The following is a 22,427-nucleotide window of genomic DNA, read 5'->3' on the forward strand; positions in this document are numbered from 1 at the left end:
CCCGCCTCACCGGCCCCCCGGTTCCGGCCCGCCGGGCGGTCGGAGCGCGGCTTGCGTCCGTGTCTGGCCGCCGTTACTATCCGCCGCCGCTCGCCGTGCGTCCGGTTTTCGGAGTTTTCTTCCATGTTTGACATTGTCGGCCGCGCAATCCGGAGCGGAATCCCCGTTCGCGGCCTGGCCCTGGCCGATCCACCCGAAGCCGGTTTCCGCGAAGGCGCGGAGGCTGTTGCTCCCCCCGGACAGGACCCGCTGCGGCTTGACGGGGCTCCGGAGGAATGGGCGGACCGGTTGCGCGCCGCGGACGCCAACGCCCTGATGGCCGGCGGCACGGAGGTCTTGTTCAGGCTCGGCGCTGCGGGCGGCCTGGAGCCGCTCGATGTGATCGCCCTGCCCCCGGCGGCGGAGGGGGAGACGGGGACGCCTGTGGCGCCGTTCCTGTTCGACCGGGGCTTCGTCCCGCTACGCGGGGCCGGACCCGGGCGCCTGTTCGTGCGCTCCGCCGTCCTTCCCGACCCGGCCGATGCCGGGGCGGATGAGGGCGCCGCCGTCGCGATGACCTCGCTCGGCAGCAACGGGCGCTTCGCCAACCAGATGTTCCAGTACGCCTTCCTGCGCCTCTACGGCCTGCGCGCCGGGGCGTCCATCCAGGTGCCCGCCTGGGACGGGGAGGCGCTGTTCGGGCTGTCCGACGACCGGCCCGACCCCAACGCCCTTCCGGAAATCCGCTTCTACGACTTCGACGGAGACGACCGCATCCTGTGGGCGCTCGACGCGCCGCCCGCCGGCGTCGATTTCTGGGGCTATTTCCAGGAGCTGCCGGAAAGCTGGCGGCAGCACCGCGCCTTCCTGCGCCGTCTGTTCCGGCTGCGGGCGGATTGGTCATCCCCGCTGGACCGGTGGTTCGACCGCGTGACGGAGGGCGGGCGGCGCCCGCTGCTGGCCGTCCATGTCCGCCGCGGCGACTATGTGCGGCTGCATCGGGAGGGTCTGGGCTGGTACCGCCCGATCCCCGAGAGCTGGTACGTGGCGTGGCTGCGCGAACGGCTGGCCGCCCTGGCCGGAGCCGGATCGCCCGAGCCCGTCGTCTTCGTGGCCACCGACGATCCGGCGGGCGTCCTGCCGGCCTTCGCCGAGTTCGAGCCGCTGACCGCCGCCGACGTTTCCGCCGGCGATGCGGATCTGCTGGCCCACCTGATCGACTTCGAGGTCCTGCGCCGCGCCGGGCATCTGGGCATCGCCAACAGCAGCTTCTCGCGCATGGCTTCCCTTCTGGCGCCGGACGGCCAGCGGGTGGCGGTCCCCGACATCCGGACGGAGCGCCTGGTGCCCTACGACCCCTGGGGCGAACGGGCCTTCTGGGAGCGCTTCGACGACGGGAACCCTCCGGACCCGGCCATGGGCGATTCCCCCGGCGCGGTGCTGCGGCGCGGGTTGCGCGCCCGGCGGGAACGGGGCGAAGGGCTGGCCGCCCTGCATTGGGAGAAGGTGCACGCCGCCGCGCTCGAACAGGCGGTCGCCGCGGAGCAGGCACGGGCCGAAGTGCTGACCGCTTCGTTGGCTGCCCAGAAGAGCTGGACCGAGGAACTGACGGGTTTGCTGGCCGCCCAGAAGGCCTGGACCGAGGAGTTGAACGCATCCTTCACCGCCGAGGTGGCGCGGACCGAGGAGCTGCGGGCAATTCTCCACGACCGGGAATGCCGGATCGCGGATCTGGGTGATGCCCTGGAGCGGCAGGCCGTCGAAATGGCCCGGCAGCGCGATACCCTGGGGGCGGAGTTGGAGGCCGTCCGTTTCCAGGCGATGCTGGGAACGCCGAAATGGCTGGTGCGCCGGGCCTTGCTGAAAGGAGCTTTCCTGGGGCTGAGCACGGCCGATCGCGCGCTCGGCTGGATGCACGCCGGCCTGCGCCTGCGCCTGCGCTACGTTGCCGGGCTGATCTACGACCGCCGGTATCATGAGCTGTCCGTCCTGCTGCGCAGCAAGTTCGGCGCGCCCGCGACGGCGGCCGGGGAAGCCGCCGTTCCGGCTCGGAACGGCACCGTCGCGGAACCGCCGGCTCCGCCGGTCCCGGTTCCTGCCGCCGCTCCAGCGGCCCTCCCAGCCGCCGTCCCCGTCGCCTTCATGGGCGGTGAAGCATTCGAAGCGGAGATCAGCGGCTGGCTGAACCCCGGTTGGTACGGCAGCCGCGAGCTGGAGGCCGGAGAGCGCTTCTGGACGCCGCCCGCCGCCGCGGACCGCGCGGGGCCGGACGCCCGCTACGAGGAGGGGACGCAACGCATCCTTGGCCTGTTCGGCGAGATGCCGGACGACCTCTGCCCGAATCCCGACCCGTACCTGCGCTTCGGGCCGCTCGATCGCTTCTACCAGCGCTTCTCGGCCGCCGCTCCGGCTGCCGCGACCCCGGCCACGCGGTCCGACGCGGGCTTCTCCATCGTCACGCCCTTCTTCCGTCATCTCGGCTTCTTCGAGGACTGCGCCCGCTCGGTGGCCGAGCTGGTCGCCCACACGGAGGCCCGCGCGCCGGGCGTGGCCGTCGAGTGGGTGATCGCCAACGATGACCCGGACATCGCCGACGCCGCCCTGCTGGAGCGGGTGCCCCCGGCGATCCGCGACCGCGTGACCGTCGTGCCGACCGGCAAGGCGGGATCGATTTCCACCGGGCTGAATCTGGCCATCGAACGCAGCCGCCTGGACTGGGTGCTGTTCCTCGACTGCGACGACCTGATCCGGCGCGAGGCGGTGGAGGTGCTGCGGCATTACGCCGCGCGCTTCCCGAAATGCCGCTACATCTCCTCCTCGATGGTGGACATCGCCGAGGACGGGAGGGTTATTCGCTTCCGTCGGCACGACGCGCCGCCGCAGCGGATGCTGGAGCAGGGCATGCTCGCCGGCCATCTGAAGGCGGTGCGGCGCGATGCTTTCGCCGACCACGGCCCGCTGGACGCCCGCTTCGACGGCTGCCAGGACTTCGAGTTTGTCCTGCGGATGATGCTCGACGAGCCGATCCTGATCGTTCCGGAACCGCTGTACTTCTACCGCTGGCACGGCGGCACCCAATCGCTGTCGCGCCACATCCGCCAGATGGAAACCCACCGGCGCATCCAGCGGCATGTCCTGCGCCGCCTCGTCCAGCCTGCCCCCGCCGCCCAGCCCCGGGCGGTCGCCGGAGAGCCGCTGCGCGGCATGGCGGTGGTGCGCACGCGGGGCACGCGGCTGGACCTGCTGCGGGAAACGGTGCGCTCGATCGCGGAGCAGCCCCTGCCGATGACTCCCGCGGTGGTCGTCCACGGCGATGAAGCTCTGGCCGCGCGGGTGCGTGCCTGGTGCGACGACGCGGCGCCCGGCACGTTGTGCCTGGCGGCTAGCCAGCCTGGACGGCGGCGCGGCTATCCGGCCAATGTCGGGATCGAGCACGCCCTGGCCCATCCCGACCGCTTCGGCTACGTCATGTTCGTCGACGACGACGACATCCTCTATCCCCTCGCCGCCGAGCGAATGGCCGGAGCGATGGTCCATGGCGGGGCGGACGTCGTCTACGCCGTCGGCAACAAGCGGGTTCCCTGGCAGCCGGCGGAGGAAGCCTATCACCCGCTGCCCGCGGCGACTCTGCTCGGCGGCAACTTCATACCGATCAACACCTACGCGGTGCGCACGGCGGCGCTCGCGGCCACCGGGGCGCGCTTCGACGAGACGCTGGAGTATCTGGAGGACTGGGACCTGCTGATCCAGCTTCTGGGCGGCGACGCCCGCTTCCACATGCTGCCCGAAACGGTCTCGGAGTTCCGCATGTTCGGCGACGGCAACACCACGGTCCGCCGCATGCCCGAGTTGTTCGACGCCGCCGACCGCAGGCTGCGGACGCGCTGCGCGCAGACGGCGGCGCGGATGGGCATCGACGCCTTCCACCGCTCCGTCCTTGATTTCGACTTCGCCGCCCGGCCGCCCCTCGCCCCTACGGAGATCGGGATGATGATCGACGCCCAGGCTCGTTTCACCGAAGGGCAGGACACGATCGCGGCATGACCATGAAGGAACCGCAGGCCATGAGCGGCCAGGGCAAGGCGATCGGCGCCGGGGCCGAGCCCGGCATGGGCACCAGCGTGCTGCTGCCCGTTTTCATGCGTGGAGCCTCGGTGACGGAAGTCGCGCTGCTCGACCGGGCCATCGCTTCGGTCCTGGAGCAGGACTATCCCGGACCGCTGGAGATCCTGGTGATCGACGACGGCAGCCCGATGCCGGTCGCCGATCTCGTGCGCAGCGGCCATCTGCCCGACCGGCCCGAGATCCGCTGGGAGCGGAACGAGCGCAACAGCGGGCTGGTCCATACGCTGAACCGCGGCCTCGCCCTGGCCAGCCACCCCTACATCGCCCGGATGGACGGCGACGACCGCTGGTGCCCCGGCAAGATCGCCCGCCAGTTCGAACGCTTCCGCGCCGACCCCGACCTGACCATCGTGGCCACCGGGATGACCATCGTCGATTCCGAGGGGCGTACGCTCGACACCCATCTGCGCAAGGACGGCTGGGGCGAGATCATGCGCTTCTCGCTGGAGGTCGGCTGCCCCTTCCCGCACGGCAGCGTGGTCGCCCGGCGCGACGTCTACCGGCTGCTCGGCGGCTATCCGCACGACCCGGCCTTCTCCCACTGCGAGGACTACACGCTGTGGAGCCTGTGGCTGCGCTTCTTCAAGCCGGCCATGGTGGAGGAACTGCTGTTCGACTACACCGCCTCCTCCGGTTCCGTCTCCGGGCTGCATTCGGCCCAGCAGCGGCGGGCGAGCGGCGCCGTGAACCTGTGGCTCCGGCGGCAGAACCTGCAAGGCACCCTGCCCGCGGACATGGAGCGGCTGGCCGCCCTGCTCGGCCTGTCGGTGTTCGAGGCCGGAGTCCTCTGCTACCGGCTGTGGCGCTACCGGCCCGTGGCCCTGCTGCCTGCCGCCGCTCTGCCGGTCCTGCGCCGCATCCTGGTGGACCGCGACCTGGAGGCTGTGGGGATCGCCGACGGCGAAGCGGCCGGCGCGGTCGGGCTGGAACGGATCCTGGCGGATTTCCGGACGGCGGCGGTCCCACCGGCAGAGAGCATTGCAATCGTCATGCATCTTTAAGTGCTTGACCTGAAAGATTGTTTCTGAGCGAGCTGGCAAAGCCTCAGGCGGATCATGGCGATGTGGAAGACGACGACGGAGGTGCAGAGATACTGTTCGTAATGGCGTACCAAGCGACGGCATCGGGTGAGCCGTGAGAGCGTTTGCTCGGCCAGCCACCGCTTCGGGAGCACGACGAAGCTCTTGGCCTGATCGGAGCGCTTGACGATCTCCAGTCGCCGGTCGCCGCCGTCGTGATCTTGGGGGCCGGCGTGATGAACGACGACGTTCAGCAGCAGTCCGAGCGTGCCGACGAGGATGTGATGCTTGACGCCCTTGATCTTCCTGCCGGGCCGTAGCCGACCGGGTCCGCCGCAGGTTTCCCTTTCCGCCGCACGGGCGCTTTGATTGCCCAGCAGCGCGGCGGTCGGGCTGGCCTCGCGGCCTTCCTGCTCGCGGACCCGCTGGTAGAGGTTCATCCGATTCGACCTCGTTCTCGGGCAGGCTCTGATATGACGAAAGGAATGGGCTTCGCACCAAATGCGGGGTTGCGGGCGCTTTGGCCATATAGGAGAAATACTCCCAGAAAATAAATGATTAGGAGCTTGTTGTGGATAAAGATGAAATATTGAATCAGATGGCGGCTGTCGTTGAGCAGAATGGACCGTGGACAGCACATGATATCCTTCTTGCAGAAGGAATCAGCACGATGGGAAAGGGATTGCACCAGCAGTGGCGCGTGGATTGGCTTAGAAATTTCATCGAAGAAAACAGCGCGATATCAATAAAATTGTTACGCATTCTTGATCTTGCTTGCCTTGAGGGTCTGTTTGCTATCGAATTCGCGCGACTTGGTGCCGAAACGGTTGGTATCGAAATTCGCGACCTCCATCTGGCGAAAGCTGAGTTCGCCCGCCGTGTTCTGGGTTTTGAGAACTGCCAGTTCCATCGCGGCGATGTGAGAAACATCCCGGACCATGTCGGTGAGTTCGACGTGATCATCTGCGCCGGCATTCTTTATCATCTGGATTTCCCGGACTGCGTGCGGTTCCTCAAGGAAATGGCGGCGCGGTCGCGCGATCTGGTGATCATCGACAGTCATTTCGCTTATGACCACATCAGGGAGTCGGTCCTGCCGCTCTCCGACATGCGGACTTACGAGTATGAAGGGCAGCAGTACCGCGGGCGGCAAATCATCGAGCACGCCGAGCATGTGACGCCGGAGCAGAAGGCCAAGGTCCACGTCTGGGCATCCATCGACAACAATGTCAGCGTCTGGCTTGATGAGCGGGACGTCGTCCGGATCATGGATGAAAGCGGTTTCCGGCTGGTTGCGAACAAACTCCCGAGTGGATCCAGCACCCAGGACCGCCCGACACTGGTGTTCAAGCGCGTCCCACAGACCCAGGCGTGAACAATTCCGGGCAATCTTGCGGACCATTCGCCGTTGCTCCGGTAAAAAGCTTCCCCAGTATGAAAAGCATCCGCTTTTCCTGTATGGTGCCGACGGCCCAAGCTAGGCCGTCGTCTCCAGGAGTTCATGCCGCTGCAGACTCCACGGCGGGGACAGGCCCGGATACCGTGGCCTGCCGCCTCCGGGCGGACTCCGGCGGGCGGTGAGGCTCGGACCATACCTTGCGACCCCTGCCGAAGAAATCCGGTCATGAATGAAACGATCGCCTCCGCTGCCATGCGCCCATACTCTGGAAAAGGAAGCAAAGCGAGCGTCGTGGCGCTTTCCATGCTGTTCCTTGTCGTATTGCTCAGTCTTGCCGTGCGGCTTCCGTTCTTCACAAGCCCTCTGGTTGGAGAAGAGGGCGGTCATGCCATGCTGGTCCTTGGCGAGGAGACGGTCGGGCAGCGGACGGCCAACGGATTTCCGCAAATCATGATCGGCCGCATCGGCGGCAGTGACCTCTTCGTCAGTTTCGAGCGGAACATCGTCCCCTATATCTTTCTCGACCGCGTGGTCCGTTCCGCCGGCTGGTCGTCCTGGATCGGCGCCGACTCGGTCGAGCGGATCAGTCTGGCCTCCCGCATGCCGTTCCTGACGCTTTTTGTTATCGGCGGGTCGGTCCTGCTGGCCGCGGCGTTCAGGAGCGCCCGGACCCTGAGCGGCGTTGCAATGGCCGTTCCCTTCGTCATCGCCGGCTACATCCTGACCACGCCCTTGGCCGTCGGGGCCTCGCTCCAGCCGCAGATCGACGGCAGCGTCGGAGTTCTTCTGGTCGGCATCACAGCCTGGGTCATCGTCCTGCGCTCAGAAAAGGGTTGGCGCATCTTTGTCACGTCAGTTCTGGCCGGCCTCGTGTCCGGGCTGGGCAAACACGAATGGGCGGTTGCCCTGGTGGCGGCGACGGCGGTGGTGTGGGGGATTGCCATGCTCCAGCATCGCCTCGCCCCCGGTCGGCAGGATGCGCAGGCCATGCGCCGGATGAACGGAACCGCGGCCGGCCTCGTCCTTGGCGTCGCGCTCGGCGTGGCCCTGTGCCTGATGGTTTCGGTTCAGGAATATCTCTACGGGATATTCCTCATGGAGCGGATGACCCGGGGCGACAAGTCCATCCTTCTCCAGTTCCTGAGAAATCTGCCGTTCACCTACCCGCTCTGGATCATGGTGGCGGGGGCCGGCCTGATGCTTCTGGTCCTGTTCGCCCGGCGTCTTCTGGTGGAGCGGTTCGTCGAGTGCGTGCTCGCGGTCTGGGGTATGGGGATCGCCACGGGATATCTGTGGAGCGCATGGCCGGGCGACGGCTTCCCGCGTTATTTCATGCCGGCTCTCCTGCTCGTCGGCCTTTCGGTCCTTCTTGGCTTTTCCCGCGCCCTTCCCGCGCTTCCCAGGGCGGTGGCGCCGCTCCTGATTCTGTGCGCAACAGCCGGCATGGCCGTGAATGTCCTATCCGCATACGATAAGTCCGAGCGCGGCGTGTCCATCACCAGCTACCCCGGCAAATCCCTGAGCGCCTTTTCACAGCATCTTGACACAGTGATCACGCGCGCACAGACCGAAGGAATCATCGTGGTCGACAGCAGCTCGGTCGGAATCTACAACAAAAACATCGAGTTCATGTCCGAGGCATTGAGCTGGGAAGGCGCGGTCGACTATGTCCGGCGCTTCTATCCGGGACTTGAAGGGAAACTGGTGGCTACGTTCGAATGAAAGACGACACCGCAATGCAGGACATGCCGTCCGACGGCGACGTCTCGATCCGGGTTTCCGGCGTCGGCAAGTGCTATCACATCTACGCCCGGCCGCAGGATCGCCTCCTGCAATTCCTGCTGCGCGGCCGCCGGCAGTTCTACCGGGAGTTCTGGGCGCTCAAGGACATCGACCTGACGATCCGCCGCGGGGAGTCCGTGGCGCTGATCGGGCGCAACGGGGCCGGCAAATCAACTTTGCTGCAGGTCATCAGCGGCGTTCTGCAACCGACCGGTGGCAGCATGGACGTGCGCGGGCGGATCGCCCCGCTTCTGGAATTGGGCAGCAGTTTCAACCCCGAATTCAGCGGGATGGAGAACATCGGGCTGTCGGCCTCCGTACTCGGCCTCAGCGAAGAGCAGATCGCCGAGCGGCGCGAGGCCATCATCGCCTTCGCCGACATCGGCGACTTCATCCATCAGCCGGTGCGAACCTATTCGAGCGGCATGCAGGCGCGCTTGGCCTTCGCCGTCGCTGCCCATGTGGACGCCGAGATCCTGATCGTCGACGAGATCCTGTCGGTCGGCGACATCGCCTTCACCCAGAAGTGCACCCGCTTCATCCGCGAGTTCCGCGAACGCGGAACGCTGCTGTTCGTGTCCCACGATATCGGCGCCATAACCGCCCTGTGCGACCGCGCGGTGTGGTTGAGCGGTGGAACGGTCGTTGCGGACGGCGTGCCGCGCGAGGTGGCTCATCATTACAAGGCCTGGATGGCCGGACCCCAGCAGCACATGACGGCCCAGGACTTCCTGGAGACCCTGAAGACCGCGGAGGCCGAGGCGACGGAAGTGGAAGCGGAAGCCGAAGCCGAAGCCGCCGTCGAGGCGGAGGTCGTCGTGACCCAAGGCGGGCCGGACGGCGAGACGGCGTTGGTGCAGACGCTCGACGCCCAGGTCCAGACCGTCTTCCGCCGCGACGTGCTGTCCTCCGGCGAGGGCGGGGCCAAGATTCTCCAGGCGTGGATCGAGGACGCGCGGGGCACCCCCGTCTCCATGGTCAACGGCGGCGACCTCGTGACCCTGTGCATCGAGGCCGAGGCCCAGCAGACCCTGGACAGCCTGATCGTCGGCTTCGGCGTCAAGGACCGGCTCGGCCAGACGATGTTCGCCTGGGACACGACCAAGACCGATCTCGTCATCCCGCCGGTGAATGTCGGCGACCGCTTCCGCGCCGGGTTCCGCTTCCACTTCCCCTACCTGCTGGGCGGCACCTACACGACCAATCTGGCCATCGCGAACGGGACGTCGGACATGTACATCCAGCATCACTGGATGTACGACGCCCTGGAATTCCACGTGCAATGGTCGACCGTGGCGCAGGGCCTGTTCGGCATTCCCATGGACGGCGTATCCCTGGCGATCAACCCATGACCGCGATCGCTGGACCACCGCCGGGCGGAAAGTTCTACAGCGTGGAGCTGGAAAGTCTGCGTGGTCTGGCGGCCATCGCCGTCGTGCTCGCGCACGCCTCGGCAATCTTTTCGGTGGACGGGATCTCTGCCTATTGGGGGATGCCGCTGGGCAGCCAGTCGCCGGCGACTTTGACGCTGTCGCTCATCGGCGCTCTGTTCAATCCGGGCACCGCGGTGGTTTTTTTCTTTGTGCTGAGCGGCTATGTGCTGACCCGGTCGCTGGCCGACGACCCCCTGCCGTTCGGGACGTATCTGATCCGGCGCGCCTTCCGGCTCTTTCCGCCGATGTGGGCGTCCATCCTGCTGATGTCGGCCCTGCTCGCAGCCGGAGGCGCGCCGGCCGATAGGACGATCTTTTCTGACTGGTTCAACGCCGTCTTCTCGGCAGGCATCGGTTTGCGGGATGTCGCCGAGAACCTCGTCCTAGCGGGGTTCAAGGCGAATCCGGTGACCTGGACAATGTATGTCGAGGCCATCGGATCCCTTTTCATCCCGTTCAGCCTGTTCATCAGCAAACGTTTCGGGGGCTCGCGCTTCGGGAGGGCCTGCCGGTACGCTCTGCTGCTTGTCCTGTTCGTCCTGTCGATGGCGACCTTCCCCTCGCTGAGCCTGTCCTATGTCGTGTGCTTCCAGGTCGGCGCCATGCTGGCCCAGGACCGGTCGTTGGTCATCGCACGCCACCAGGGGATCGTGATTCTTGCCGCCGTGGCGGCCATGGTCTGCGAAAGGCTGTTTATCCCCTCGGAGCGCTGGAGCCTGCTGGTGAACATCGCCGTGTCGGCGGCAGTGATGCTGGCCATCCTCGGCCGGGCTGAAACCTGCTTTCTCAGGCACAAGATGATGCGCTTCATCGGACTGGTATCCTACAGCCTGTACCTCTTCCATGTCCCGGTGATCTATGCCGTCGGAATGGCCGCGGCGGCGCTGGGCCTCCGGGGACAGGGGGTGTGGCCGAGCCTGGGTCTCCTGAGCATCGTCACCGTGCTGAGTCTAGGGCTGGCTGCGGTCACCCATCGTCTGATTGAAGCGCCCACCCGCCGCGCCGGACGGCGGCTGACGGCGGGGGGCTCCGGGATCACACAATGTCGGCAAATCCAGTACGAAGGTGGCGGAACAGCCGGAAGCTGAAGGTTGCGAAGAGCAGCCCCGCCACGATCTGGACGCCCAGCACGGTCCAATCCGGCGGGGTGCCTGCAAACAGCACCGTGCGCGTGTTCTCGATGATGCCCGTCAGCGGGTTGAGGTGGAGCAGGCGGCGGAAGCTCTCCGGCAGCGCGCTCGCCGGGTAGAACAGCGGGCTGAGAAACATCAGGAGCTGGCTTGCCACCGGCATGATCGAACGCAGGTCGCGCAGATAAACGCCGAGCGCGCCGAACAGAAAGCCGGTGCCCAGGCAGAGAAACAGCAGGGGCAACCAGACCAGCGGCAGGAACAGCACCGACAGCGGTGGCAGCCCACTCACCGCAAGATGAAAGACGAGCAGGATGGCTAGGCTGATGACCACCTGGAACAGGCTGGACAACACCATCACCCAAGGCAGCACCTCCAGCGGGAAGACCACCTTCTTCACATAGGACGGGTTCTCCAGAACAAGGCTGGGCGACCGGTTCAGCGCCTCCGAGAACATGTTGAAGACGATCAGGCCAGCGAACAGGATCAGGGCGAATTCCCCCTTTCCGCCGGTTGAACTGCCCCAGCGGGCCTGGAACACCACCGAGAACACGAAGGTGAAGACGGCCAGCATGAGGACCGGGGTCAGGAGCGCCCAGACCACGCCAAGCAGCGATCCCCGGTATCGGGCTTCGATCTCTCGCCGGACGAGGCGGCGCAGCAGGGCGCGGTGATGCCAGGGCATCGTGAACAGGCCGGCCAAACCGGTCGGAACTTGCGGAGCGCTTGCGGCCATGGTCATGTGAGACGGATTCCAGCGTGGGAAAGATCCCGGCGTTCTAGTCCCGGCGCAAAGCCCAGCGCAATCCGAAACCGTCCCTTTCTCCAGCCGTCCGAGTCAGAACACGGAGGGCAACGCCGCGGCGCGCAGCAGTTCGATCAGGCGCGGGGCGGCGCCTGCGAGTGAATAGTGCCGCTCCACCTTGGCGCGGCCGGCCGCACCCAGCCGCCGCCGCAGATCGGGATCGGCGGCGAGGCGGCACAGCGCGCCGGTCCATTCTTCCGGGGTTTCGGCCAGGAAGCCGTTGACGCCATGCTCCACGATGTCCCGGTTGACGCCGACCGGGGATGCCACCACCGGCTTGCCGCAAGCCATGTACTGGATCAGCTTGTAACCGCACTTGCCGCGCTCCCAGGGCGTGTCGGCCAGCGGCATGATGCCGATGTCGAACAGGGCGATGTGACTGGTTTCCGTTTCCTCCCGCCATTCATGGCGTTCGGCCGGCAGTCCGCTCAGCGCCGCGGAGGTGGCGCCGACCAAGGAAATCCGGGCCTCGTCCCTCGTCACCATCCGGCGCAGCGGCTCTTCCACCAGATTGAGATAATGGTCGGTGATCGGAGACCCGATCCAGCCCACCGTGGGCAGACCGGCGGCTTGAGACAGGTCGATCGGAGAGCAGGCAGGATAGCGGGCAAGATCCACGACGGTGGGAAGAATCGCGATCGAGCGTGCTCCGGCTGATTCAGCCCTTTTGGCCAGATAGTCGTTTCCAACAGCCACCAGCGCCGCGTGCTGCATCACCCGATCAAGCTTGCCCCCCAGAATCCGACGTACCAGAGGCCAGCGGCTGCGGTCGTAGTGATGGAACCAGGCATCGTCGAAATCGACGACGTAGGGCGGAGCCGATTCCAGAATCCAGCGCTCGGCCCCATAGGGGAACCAGGGAAGCAGTTCCTTCTCGATCCACAGCAGATCGAAATTGCGTGCCGTCGCCATCTGACGGATGCGTGCCGCATAAGCCGCCGCGATGCTGCGCGGCGGGCGTGTCTGTCCGGTGTAGAGGGCTTCCAGGTAAGAATCGGGCAACAGGGGCGCCACGGTGACCGTCAACCCCGCTTCGGCCAATGCTGGCAGAAACTGGTAATGCCGGAGACGGCTACTGGGGCCTCGAGGGCTGTAGCGAGAAAGCAGCAGGATACGCATGGCCGCGGGCGAGGTTTCTTCGGACAATGGCACGGCGGCTGCGGTGCCGCAAACCATGAACAACGGACAGGCATTCAGGGCAAGCTGCCGTTCATGGAGCGTTCAGAGCGCGACGCGGAACCGATCTTCGTCCATCTTCCCTGAAGGTCACACACAAATCCACCTATGCATGCGGTCCAAGGGCTGGATTGGATGGTTCGCCGAAGGTTGAACCGGTCCGGTCACACCGCCATGGCCACCTCCCGGAGCGGGTGGAGTGATGCGTGACACAACTCATCCGAATCGCCCTTATCTTGTCAGGGTTGCCGGCCAACGGCCCAAACCGGTTCCGGACAAGCATTCTGCCTCTCGACGCAAGCGGATCAGCACCCAAAGCACCAATCCCTGCCCCCTGCAATCGCAAGCCAAGTTTCTCCAGCTCCCTCACCTTGCGATACCCCCGATCATGGCAAGCCAAGTCCAAGCCAGTGCCGCTCTAGGCGGTCACGCAACTTGGCCTCTCATTATAAGCATGAAACATTAATGCCACAGCGCGCTATCCATTCGGGTCATCATCCCATAGGTGGATAATCCATACCACCTTTCCATTCTGCACTTGCAAAAACGGGTTACCAATGATATCGAGCCTGAGGCATGCCGTACGGCGCAAAGTTTTAGTCACTTTGGCGGGGGTCCCTCACTATGACGACGTCGAGCACCATCAGCGGTGGTATCACCAGCGAAGTTAAGACCGCGTCCACCCTGGCGGGTGCGGTTCTCCAGAACACCAGCCTCGTTGCGACGACCAAGGACACCAAGGCGCTGGTGATCGGCGACGACGCGCTTCCGCCGTCGAAGACGCTCAGCCTGATCAGCGACAGCAACACGGCGCTGGTTCTGAACACCGAGACCGCCGCCACCCTGCTGGGCGGCACGGGCAACAACAACGTCCTGGTGGCGAACGACGCCGCCGGCACCGTGCTGCAGGCCGGCACCGGCACCGGCCAGACCCTGATCGGTGGCGCGGGCGGCCAGCTCCTGGGCACCGGCACCGTGGCGGGCGCCTCGGCCACCATCTTCGGCGGCGCGGGCGCCGACACCGTCGTGGCCGCGGCTGGCGACAACGTGCTGACCGCCGGCGCGGGCAACAACCAGATCCACGCGATCGGCGGCAACAACCAGATCTTCGCGGCGGGCAACGACACCGTCTTCGCGGCGGGCGGCAACGCCACCATCGGCGCCGGCACGGGCAACTCCCAGCTGCTGATCACCGGCGGCAACAACCTGATCGCCGGCGGCCAGGGCAACACCACCATCGCTTCGGCGGCGGGCAACAACACGATCTTCGGCGGTTCGGGCAACACCACCATCGCCGGCGGTGCGGGCAACGACCTGCTGATCGGCTCCACCGCCAAGACGGGCAACGCCGTCATCGGCGGCTTCGCCGGCAACGACACGATCATCGGCGGCGTCGGCAACGACACGCTGTTCGGTGGTGAAGGCAACGACATCTTCGTGTTCAGCACCGTCTTCGGCGGCGGCAAGCATGTCATCGGCGACTTCAAGGCCGGCACCGACCTCATCGCGGTCCAGGGCTACGGCCTCACCGCGGCCCAGGTCGCGTCGCGCGTCACGGTCGCCGGCGGCAGCTCGGTCCTGTCGCTGTCGGACGGCACCCAGATCACGGTCGCCGGCGTCACCAACCTGACCGCCAGCAACTTCGCCGTCTAATAGAACGTCTGTTCCGTCTGTGGACCTGCCGAGCGATCGGCAGGTCCATTTTTATGCGCTTTATATCCCCGGCCTTTCTTCGGCATGAAAGGACGACGTGGGGACCAAGCCAAGGATCAGCCGGGCGGTTTCCGGCACCCTTGCGGGAGCCGCAGCTCCGACCTGGGCATTTCTGATCGAGACACCCCAAAGCGAATCAGGGGATCGTTCTTCATGAGTCCGCCCGGCAGCCCGAAATCCCAGGCGCGGCGTCTGGACGTCCAGCGTCTGGAGGAACTGATCGCCGCTGGGCGCATCGCCGAGGCCGAAACGACGGCGGGCCGCCTGCTGCGCCACAACGCCACCCATGTCTACGGCGCTGCCGGTCTGGCCCGCTGCTCCCTTGCACAGGGGGATCTGGAAACCGCGCTGCGCTGGGCCGAACGCGGCGCCCGCTTCGCGCCGAACGACATCGCTCTCAAAGCTTTCTTCGCCGCCCTGCTGATCGCGGCGGGCCGGTCGGCCGAGGTGCCGCCGCTGCTCGCTGCTGCGGTGGACAAGGCCGCCGTTCCCACCGCGGCGATCGCACTGGGGCAGGCCTTGGCCCGATTGGGAGAAGTGGACCGCCTACTGCCCCTCATTGTCCGCGAACTGCACCGTTTCCCGGTGAGCGTCGCCCCCCTGCTGGGAGATCTTGCCGACCATGCCGTGCTGACCGGACAGGCCGTCGGCTGGGCGGCTGCCGACGTCGGCCTGCGGGTTGTCGGAGCCCTTGCCCCGGATGTGCAGGATGCGCCTTCATCAGACCAGGGCGGCACCATCCGCATCGCATCTTCCCGGCACGTCCCTCTGCTCGTCATGAATCGGGTGTCGTTCCTGCGGCAGTATGGCCGACAGGACGGTGCCGGGCTGGTCCGTTTCGTTCTGCCCGTCGGCCCGGACCTGGAAGGGCGGCCGCTCTCCATCACCCTGGATGGAGCGCCCCTGCTCGGTGCGCCCCTGCATCCCAGGCGTCATGCGACGGTCGAAGGAAGCGTCCTGCTCGACGACGACCCCGGCGGTGCCACCGAAGCGGTGCTGTCCGGCTGGGCATGGTGCCCGGGCGATCCGCCGCAGTCGGTCACCGTCCAAGTGACGGATGAGGTTGGGCGCTCCGTGACCGTGGCCGCCGACCGCCCCTTGCAGGGGGCGAGAGCCCAGGGAGTCGAGGACGGCCGTTACGGCTTCCTGATCGATCCGGTCGCTGCCGGCCTCGCGCCTGGCCGTCTCCACGTCACCGCCGGACCGGGAGGTACACCCCTGGCCGGCAGTCCTCTTCCATGGCCCGGCTCCGGTGGAGTCGGGCGGCGTCCCGCGCCGGTCGGTCCACGGCCACTGCGTCCGGTGCGGACGGGACACCCCTCATTCACCGGGGCATCGCCCGTGGTGGACATTGTGATCCCGGTCTACCGCGGGCGGGAGGAGACGATGGCCTGCCTGCGGTCGGTCCTCGCGGCGGACGACGCCACGCCACGCGAAGTCGTCGTCATCGACGACGCCAGCCCGGACGCTGATCTTGTCGGCGACCTGACGGCACTCGCCGAGGCAGGGCGCATCACGCTGCTGCGCAACCCGCGCAATCTCGGCTTCCCGGCCACGGTCAACCGGGGACTGGCCCTGCACCCCGACCGCGACGCCGTGCTGCTCAACGCCGACACCCTGGTCGCCGGCAACTGGCTGGAGCGGCTGCGCGCCGCGGCCCGGTCGGTGCCGGACGTCGGGACGGTCACTCCCCTATCCAACGACGCCACGATCCTCAGCTACCCCTCGGGTGCGGACCGCCCCCCCCCGCCGTCCCTGGCGGAAACGGCGGCGCTCGACCGGCTGGCCCGGACGGTGAACGCCGGGCTGCGGGTCGACCTGCCGACGGCGGTCGGCTTCTGCGTCTACATCCGACGCGATTGCCTGGAGGAAACCGGCCCCTTCGAGGAGTGGCTGTTCGGGCGCGGTTATGGCGAGGAGAACGACTTCTGCCTGCGCGCGCACCGGTTGGGCTGGCGCCATCTCGGGGCCGCCGACGTCTTCGTGGCGCATGTGGGCGGACGCTCCTTCGGGCGGCAGAAGGCGATCCTCGCCGCGCGCAACAGCCACCTGCTGGAACGGCTGCATCCCGGATACGACGCGCTGGTCCAGGACTTCATCGCCGCCGACCCGCTGATGGCCGCGCGCCGGCGCCTCGACATCGCCCGCTGGGCGGAGGGGGCGGAAGCCGCACGGGCTCCCGCCGTCCTGCTGGTCACGCTCGCCGGACGCGGCGGGGTCGCCCGCTTCATCGAGGAGCGCGCCGAAGCCCTGCGCGCGGAGGGCTGGCGCGTTCTGCGACTTGTTCCTGAAACCGCCGGGGACGAGGAGGAGGATGAGAAGGATGACGATGACGAGGCGGCCCCCCAAAGCCATCCTTCCTCTTCGGCCCCTTCCCTCCCATCCGAGCGCCGATGCCGGATCGAGGTCATGGACCGGCCGGACCTGCGCGATCTGGTGTTCCGCACCCGCGCGGAGTTCGGGGAACTGGCCGAGGCCCTGCGGTTGGCCGGGACGGCGGCGGTGGAGATCCATCATCTGCTGGGGCATGACGCCGCGGTGCTGGATCTGGCCGGACGGCTCGGCGTGCCCTACGACCTCACCATTCATGATTATGGCTTGATCTGCCCCCGCCTTAGCCTCGTTGACAAGAACGGGCGCTATTGCGGGGAACCGGACTTGGCGGCCTGCGAACGCTGCACCGCCGATCCGGACGACCGTGCCGACCCGGAACTGACGGTGGGCGCTCTGCGCCGGCGTACGCGCACCCTGGCCGCCGGCGCGCGTCGGGTGACGGCGCCGACCCGCGACGTGGCGGCTCGGCTGCTGCGCCATATCGCCCCCCGCCTCATCGAGGTCCGGCCCTGGGAGGATGTCGCCCCGCCCCCTGCCCGGCCGCCACGCCACCGGAATGGCCGCCGGTGGCGCGTCTGCACCATCGGTGCCGTCGGCATCCAGAAAGGTTACGAGGTCCTGCTGGCCTGCGCCCGCGACGCCGCAGCGCGCGGCCTGCCGCTGGAGTTCGTGGTCGTCGGCTTCAGCGAGGACGACCCGCCCCTGTTCGAGACGGGACACGGCTTCGTCACCGGCCGCTTCTCCGAGGAGGAGGCGGTGGCCCTGGTGCGGGCGCAGGAGGCCGACATCGCTTTCCTGCCGTCCATCTCGCCGGAAACCTGGTGCTATGCCCTGTCCACCGCTTGGAAGGCCGAACTGGAGGTGGTGGCCTTCGACCTGGGGGCCATGTCCGAGCGCATCCGTCGCAAGGGTGGCGGCCACCTGCTGCCACCATTGCTGGAGGCTGCGACAATCAACGACGCCCTCCTGGGCATTCTTGACGCTCATACGCCGCATGGCGTAGCAATCGGACAGTTCTCTTCCTTTCGGTCAGATTACAAGCCAAGCATTCCAGGGGCGGATTCGGATGGTCCGAACGCCTGCTGTTCAATTTCCCAGTCCCGCGGGGGGTCGTCGATGATCGGTAGCGTTGCATCCGCAGAAGCCCAACAGCCCACTCAGATCAAGGCGACGGCCCAGACCCTGTCGCTGTTGCCCGGCTTCTATTCGCTGATCGTCACGAGTGGCGGCGGCACAGCCGCGGCAGGCGAGTTTCCCCTTCCCAGCGTTCAGCTGGCGGCGTCCCCGAACAACCATCCCGGCACCACCGTCGAGATGATCGGCAGCGTGCCCGGCAACTGGCTGAGCAAGCAGGGCGACACCATCATCATCAAGGTGTCGGGCGGGCCTGCGGCCCTGATCCTGTCCTCCTACAAGCACATCGAACGGCAGAACGCGCTGCTGTCGCTTCAGTTCGCCCGCATCGACGACACGCCGGCGGCCTCTGCCTCCGCGGCTCCGCAGGCCGCCCCGGCGATGGCGTCCGCTCCGGTCCAGAGCACGCAGGCCCCGACCGCTCCGCCCGCCGCCCGTCCGCGCACCGAGATCCTGGCCCACATCCAGCGCCAGGGCGATCTGCGTTTCGCCGATTCCAACTGGGCCGGCGCGGTTGGGCAGCGGCTGTGGATCGAGGCCTTCTCGATCACTCCGGTCGACGGCATCACCCCCGAGGACATCGAGTACAAGGGCCTGACCGCGAACGGCTGGGAAACCCCCTGGATCAGCGGCGCCGGCATGTGTGGCAGCCGCGGCCTGGGCACGCCCCTGGTCGGCTTCTCGATCCGCCTGCGCGGCGCCGCGGCCGAGCGTTTCGACTGCGTCTATGAGGGCGCCTTCGTCAGCGGCTATCGCTCGCCCGCCGGACAGAACGGCAGCCCCTGCCGCTCCGACGCGATCGGCGACGCTCTGGAAGGCTTCCTGCTGCGCTTCGTCGAGAAGCAGACCGGCGCCGCCCAGACGCGCTCCTCTTGATCCGGCACGCCTCCAATCCGATGCTCAAGACCGTGCTCAATGTCGGATGCGGTCAGCGCGCCATTTCGATCCTCGGCAGTTCCCTGCCGGCGGACGGATGGCGGGAACTGCGCCTCGACATCGATCCGAAGGTCGATCCGGACATCGTCGCACCGATGACGGACATGGCCGCGGTGCCCGACGGATCGGTGGATGCGGTCTGGTCGTCGCACAATCTGGAGCATCTCGACCCGCACGACGTGCCTGTGGCGCTGCGGGAGTTCCTGCGCGTCCTGGCGCCGGGCGGCACGCTTCTCCTGAGCGTGCCCGACCTGCAGGCGGTGGCGAAGCTGGTGGCCGAGGATCGGCTGGACGAGCCGCTCTATGAGTCCAGGAACGGACCGGTGCGGGCGCTGGACGTCATGTACGGCTACGGACCGGCCCTTGCCGCAGGCAACCGCTTCATGGCCCACCGCACCGGCTTCACCCCGAACCTGCTGGGGCGCCTGTTGCAGGAGGCGGGGTTCGAGCCGGTGGCGATCTGGCGGCGAGCGGCGGCGTACGAGCTGCAGGTCAAGGCCTACCGTCCACCCGCGCCGGCCGGGACGCTGGAGGAGCTTGGCCTCGTCCCGCCCTCGGCCGGCTGAGACCGGCTGATGCTCGATGACCATGCACATCCTGGCCCGCAGCGGGTGGCGGGCTCTTTTTGCGGAATCGGCGGCACGCGATGAACTATCTTTTCGTCCACCAGAATTTTCCGGGCCAGTACCAGCACATCGTGCAGCATCTGGCGTCCCAGCCCGGCAACCGGGTGGTATTCATCTCGCACGAAAGCCCGGTGCAGATTCCCGGTGTGGAACGCGTGGTTTACCAGCCTTTCCGCACGGCGAAGCCGACGACGCATCACTACATCCAGGAACTGGAACTGGCGGTCGTCTATGGGCAGAGCGTCCATGAGGTCTGCCGCCGGCTGAAGGCCGAAGGATTCCGCCCCGACATCATGATCGGGCACAACGGCTGGGGCGAGACGCTCTACATGAAGGACGTCTGGCCGGACGTTCCGCTGCTCGCCTATTTCGAGTTCTTCTATCACCTGCACGGGGCCGACATCGGCTTCGATCCCACGGTACCGGTCACCGAGAACGACGGCCCGCGGGTGCGCACCAAGAACGTCATCAACACGCTGGGCTTCGATGCCGCCGACTGGGGCCAGACCCCGACCGGATGGCAGTGGTCGCTCTACCCCGACTACATGCGTTCCCGCATCAGCGTGATCCACGAGGGCGTGGACACCACCGTCGTCACACCGGTGCCCGACGCCTGGCTGCGCCTGCCGTCGGGTCTGACGCTGACCCGCAAGGACGAGGTCATCACCTACGTCGCCCGCAACCTGGAGCCCTACCGCGGCTTCCACGTCTTCATGCGCGCCCTGCCGGGCATCCTGAAGCGGCGGCCCAAGGCCCATGTGCTGATCGTCGGCGGCGACGAGGTCAGCTATGGACAGGTCTCCGGCGACGGACGCAGCTACCGCGACCTTCTGATGGCCGAGGTCGGGCATGGCATCGACCGGGAACGGGTGCATTTCCTGGGCAAGGTCCCCTACTCCTCCTTCCTGTCGGTGCTGCGCGTCTCGTCGGCCCACGTCTACCTGACCTACCCCTTCGTCCTGTCCTGGTCCTTCCTGGAGGCCATGGCGACGGGCTGCCTGCTGATCGGCTCCTCCACCATTCCGGTGGAGGAGGTGCTGCGCGACCGGCAGAACGGGCTGCTGGTGGACTTCTTCGACGGGGCGGCCCTGACCGACCGCATCGACGAGATGTTCGAGCATCCCGACCGGATGCAGACCCTGCGCGACCGGGCGCGGCGGACGGTGGTCGAGAACTACGATCTCCGCACCGTCACCCTGCCGCGTCATCTCGCTCTGATCGACGATCTGATCGCCGGGCGCACCCCCGCAGAAAGGACACTCAAATGAGCGCCTGGAGCGACGGCTACAACGCCGACATCGCCTACACCCACGGTGCCTATCGCGAGCTGTCGCCCGGTTACCTGTCCTACGTCTGCCTGCTGAACGGCATCCGCCCGCCGCGCACCGACCGTCTCTTCCGCTATTGCGAGCTGGGCTGCGGCCAGGGGATGACCCTGAACATCCTGGCGGCGACCCATCCCCACGGCCGTTTCACCGGCATCGACTTCAACCCGCTGCACGTCGCCGGAGCGCGCCGGTTGGCCGAAGAGGCGGGGCTGTCCAACGTCGCCTTCCACGAGCGCAGCTTCCAGGAGGTGGCCGCCGGAGCGCTGCCGGCGGAAGAGGCCGGCGAGGGTTTCGACTTCATCGTCCTGCACGGCGTCTACAGTTGGGTCAGCCCGGAGAACCGCCGGGCGGTGGTGGACATTCTGGAGAAGACGCTGAAGCCCGGCGGGCTGGTCTTCGTCAGCTACAACGCCATGCCCGGCTGGGCGCCGCTGGTCCCCTTGCAGAAGCTGATGCTGGCCCATGCTGCTGCCAACCCGGCCCGCAGCGACCGGCAGCTCGACGCGGCGCTCGGCTTCATCGGCCGGCTGAGCGAGGGCGGTGCGGGCTATTTCGTCGCCAACCCCACCGCCGGACAGCATCTCGAGACGGTCGCGAAGCAGGACCGCCACTATCTGACGCACGAGTATCTGAACGCCCATTGGGAGCCGCTGGGCCACGCCCAGGTGGCGCAGGACATGGCGCGGGCGAAGCTGGGCTATGCCTGCTCCGCCAACATCCCGCACAACATCGACGAACTGTCGGTGCGCCCGGAACTGCGGCCCCTCCTGGCGGAGATCGCCGACCCGACGCTGGCCGAGACGGTGCGCGACTTCGCCATGAACCAGGTGTTCCGCCGTGACATCTTTATCCGCGGCCTGGACCGGCTGCCCGCCGTGGAGGCTGCCGCGGAACTCCGGCGGCTTCGTTTCACGCTGACGGTCGCGCGCGAGAGCGCCGGGCTGGCGGTTCCGGTTCCGCTGGGTGAACTGCGCCATGACCCGGGGCTCGGCTTGCCCATCCTTGACGCGCTCGCCACGGGCACGCCGAGCCTCGGCGAGATCGCGTCGCTGCCGGAGATGGCGCGGCACGATTTCGGCACGATCTCCCGCTTCGTGGCGCTTCTGATCTCCGCCAACCAGGTCCATCCCCTGGTGGACCCTGCGGAGGAAGGCCGTCAGGCGGCCGGCCGGCTGAATCGTGCGATCAGCCGGCGCATGCTGGTCGACGAAAGCCTGTTCTTCCTGGCCGCGCCCACGATCGGGCTGGGCATCGGGGCCGATTCTCTGGAACGCCTCGTCCTGGCCGGCCTGCTGGCTGGACAACCGGTGGATATCCAGCCGCTCAGCGGTTTCGTGACGGACGCGCTGCAGACGCTCGGGCGTACGGTCTTCGCCGAGGACGGTTCCGCCATCTCCGATCCCAACGCCATGCCCCCCCGGATCGCCGCGAGGCTGGCCGAATTCCTGCCGCAGAAGCTGCCGGTGTGGCAGCGGCTCGGCATTCTGTAACAGGCCATCCGTACCGAA

14 protein-coding genes are annotated in these 22,427 nt (G+C 67.2%); 11 read left to right on the forward strand and 3 right to left on the reverse strand.

Annotated elements, in window-relative coordinates; translation table 11 throughout:
* The first annotated feature begins 123 nt into the window (after positions 1-123).
* Entirely contained in the window at positions 124-4,023 is a 3,900-nt protein-coding gene (locus tag AMK58_RS28835; RefSeq protein WP_105217746.1) for a glycosyltransferase, read from the forward strand.
* Entirely contained in the window at positions 4,020-5,105 is a 1,086-nt protein-coding gene (locus AMK58_RS28840; protein ID WP_051140993.1) for a glycosyltransferase family 2 protein, read from the forward strand. The genes AMK58_RS28835 and AMK58_RS28840 overlap by 4 nt, the downstream gene beginning before the upstream one ends.
* Here AMK58_RS28840 and AMK58_RS28845 read toward each other — a convergent pair.
* Positions 5,102-5,563, reverse strand: coding sequence for an IS5/IS1182 family transposase (locus AMK58_RS28845; protein WP_035683153.1), 462 nt, complete (start codon positions 5,561-5,563; stop codon positions 5,102-5,104). The genes AMK58_RS28840 and AMK58_RS28845 overlap by 4 nt on opposite strands.
* 131 nt (positions 5,564-5,694) lie before the next feature.
* On the opposite strand from AMK58_RS28845, the gene AMK58_RS30160 reads away from it, so the two are divergent.
* From AMK58_RS30160 to AMK58_RS28865, 4 genes are all read left to right on the forward strand, one after another.
* Positions 5,695-6,498, forward strand: a complete 804-nt coding sequence (locus AMK58_RS30160; RefSeq protein WP_137165315.1) for a class I SAM-dependent methyltransferase — start codon at positions 5,695-5,697, stop codon at positions 6,496-6,498.
* 249 nt (positions 6,499-6,747) lie between these two features.
* The gene (locus tag AMK58_RS28855) at positions 6,748-8,244 is read left to right on the forward strand and encodes a hypothetical protein (protein ID WP_137165314.1); all 1,497 of its coding nucleotides are present in this window, start codon (positions 6,748-6,750) and stop codon (positions 8,242-8,244) included.
* Positions 8,241-9,656, forward strand: a complete 1,416-nt coding sequence (locus AMK58_RS28860) for an ABC transporter ATP-binding protein (RefSeq protein WP_051140991.1) — start codon at positions 8,241-8,243, stop codon at positions 9,654-9,656. Before AMK58_RS28855 ends, AMK58_RS28860 begins: the two co-directional genes overlap by 4 nt.
* On the forward strand, positions 9,653-10,825 hold the full coding sequence (locus AMK58_RS28865; RefSeq protein WP_035683149.1) for an acyltransferase family protein: 1,173 nt from the start codon (positions 9,653-9,655) through the stop codon (positions 10,823-10,825). The genes AMK58_RS28860 and AMK58_RS28865 overlap by 4 nt, the downstream gene beginning before the upstream one ends.
* Here AMK58_RS28865 and AMK58_RS28870 read toward each other — a convergent pair.
* Both AMK58_RS28870 and AMK58_RS28875 read right to left on the reverse strand, forming a co-directional pair.
* Positions 10,773-11,609, reverse strand: coding sequence for an ABC transporter permease (locus AMK58_RS28870; RefSeq protein WP_079285527.1), 837 nt, complete (start codon positions 11,607-11,609; stop codon positions 10,773-10,775). The genes AMK58_RS28865 and AMK58_RS28870 overlap by 53 nt on opposite strands.
* 96 nt (positions 11,610-11,705) lie before the next feature.
* Entirely contained in the window at positions 11,706-12,791 is a 1,086-nt protein-coding gene (locus tag AMK58_RS28875; protein ID WP_035683148.1) for a glycosyltransferase family 4 protein, read from the reverse strand.
* Positions 12,792-13,472: 681 nt separating this feature from the next.
* Between AMK58_RS28875 and AMK58_RS28880 the strand changes: the two genes are divergently transcribed.
* From AMK58_RS28880 to AMK58_RS28900, 5 genes are all read left to right on the forward strand, one after another.
* A complete protein-coding gene (locus AMK58_RS28880) occupies positions 13,473-14,501 on the forward strand; it encodes a calcium-binding protein (RefSeq protein WP_059399826.1) in 1,029 nt (342 codons plus the stop codon).
* A gap of 213 nt (positions 14,502-14,714) precedes the next feature.
* The gene (locus AMK58_RS28885) at positions 14,715-18,905 is read left to right on the forward strand and encodes a glycosyltransferase (protein ID WP_059399827.1); all 4,191 of its coding nucleotides are present in this window, start codon (positions 14,715-14,717) and stop codon (positions 18,903-18,905) included.
* 20 nt (positions 18,906-18,925) lie between these two features.
* Positions 18,926-19,531 carry a class I SAM-dependent methyltransferase gene (locus AMK58_RS28890; RefSeq protein ID WP_051140999.1) on the forward strand — a complete coding sequence of 202 codons (606 nt, stop codon included), beginning with the start codon at positions 18,926-18,928 and terminating at the stop codon, positions 19,529-19,531.
* An 80-nt stretch (positions 19,532-19,611) separates the two neighbouring features.
* On the forward strand, positions 19,612-20,859 hold the full coding sequence (locus AMK58_RS28895; RefSeq protein WP_035683145.1) for a glycosyltransferase family 4 protein: 1,248 nt from the start codon (positions 19,612-19,614) through the stop codon (positions 20,857-20,859).
* Positions 20,856-22,409, forward strand: a complete 1,554-nt coding sequence (locus AMK58_RS28900; protein ID WP_035683143.1) for a class I SAM-dependent methyltransferase — start codon at positions 20,856-20,858, stop codon at positions 22,407-22,409. Before AMK58_RS28895 ends, AMK58_RS28900 begins: the two co-directional genes overlap by 4 nt.
* Positions 22,410-22,427 lie beyond the last annotated feature (18 nt).

The organism is Azospirillum brasilense (assembly GCF_001315015.1).
Classification (GTDB): Bacteria; Pseudomonadota; Alphaproteobacteria; order Azospirillales; family Azospirillaceae; genus Azospirillum; species Azospirillum brasilense.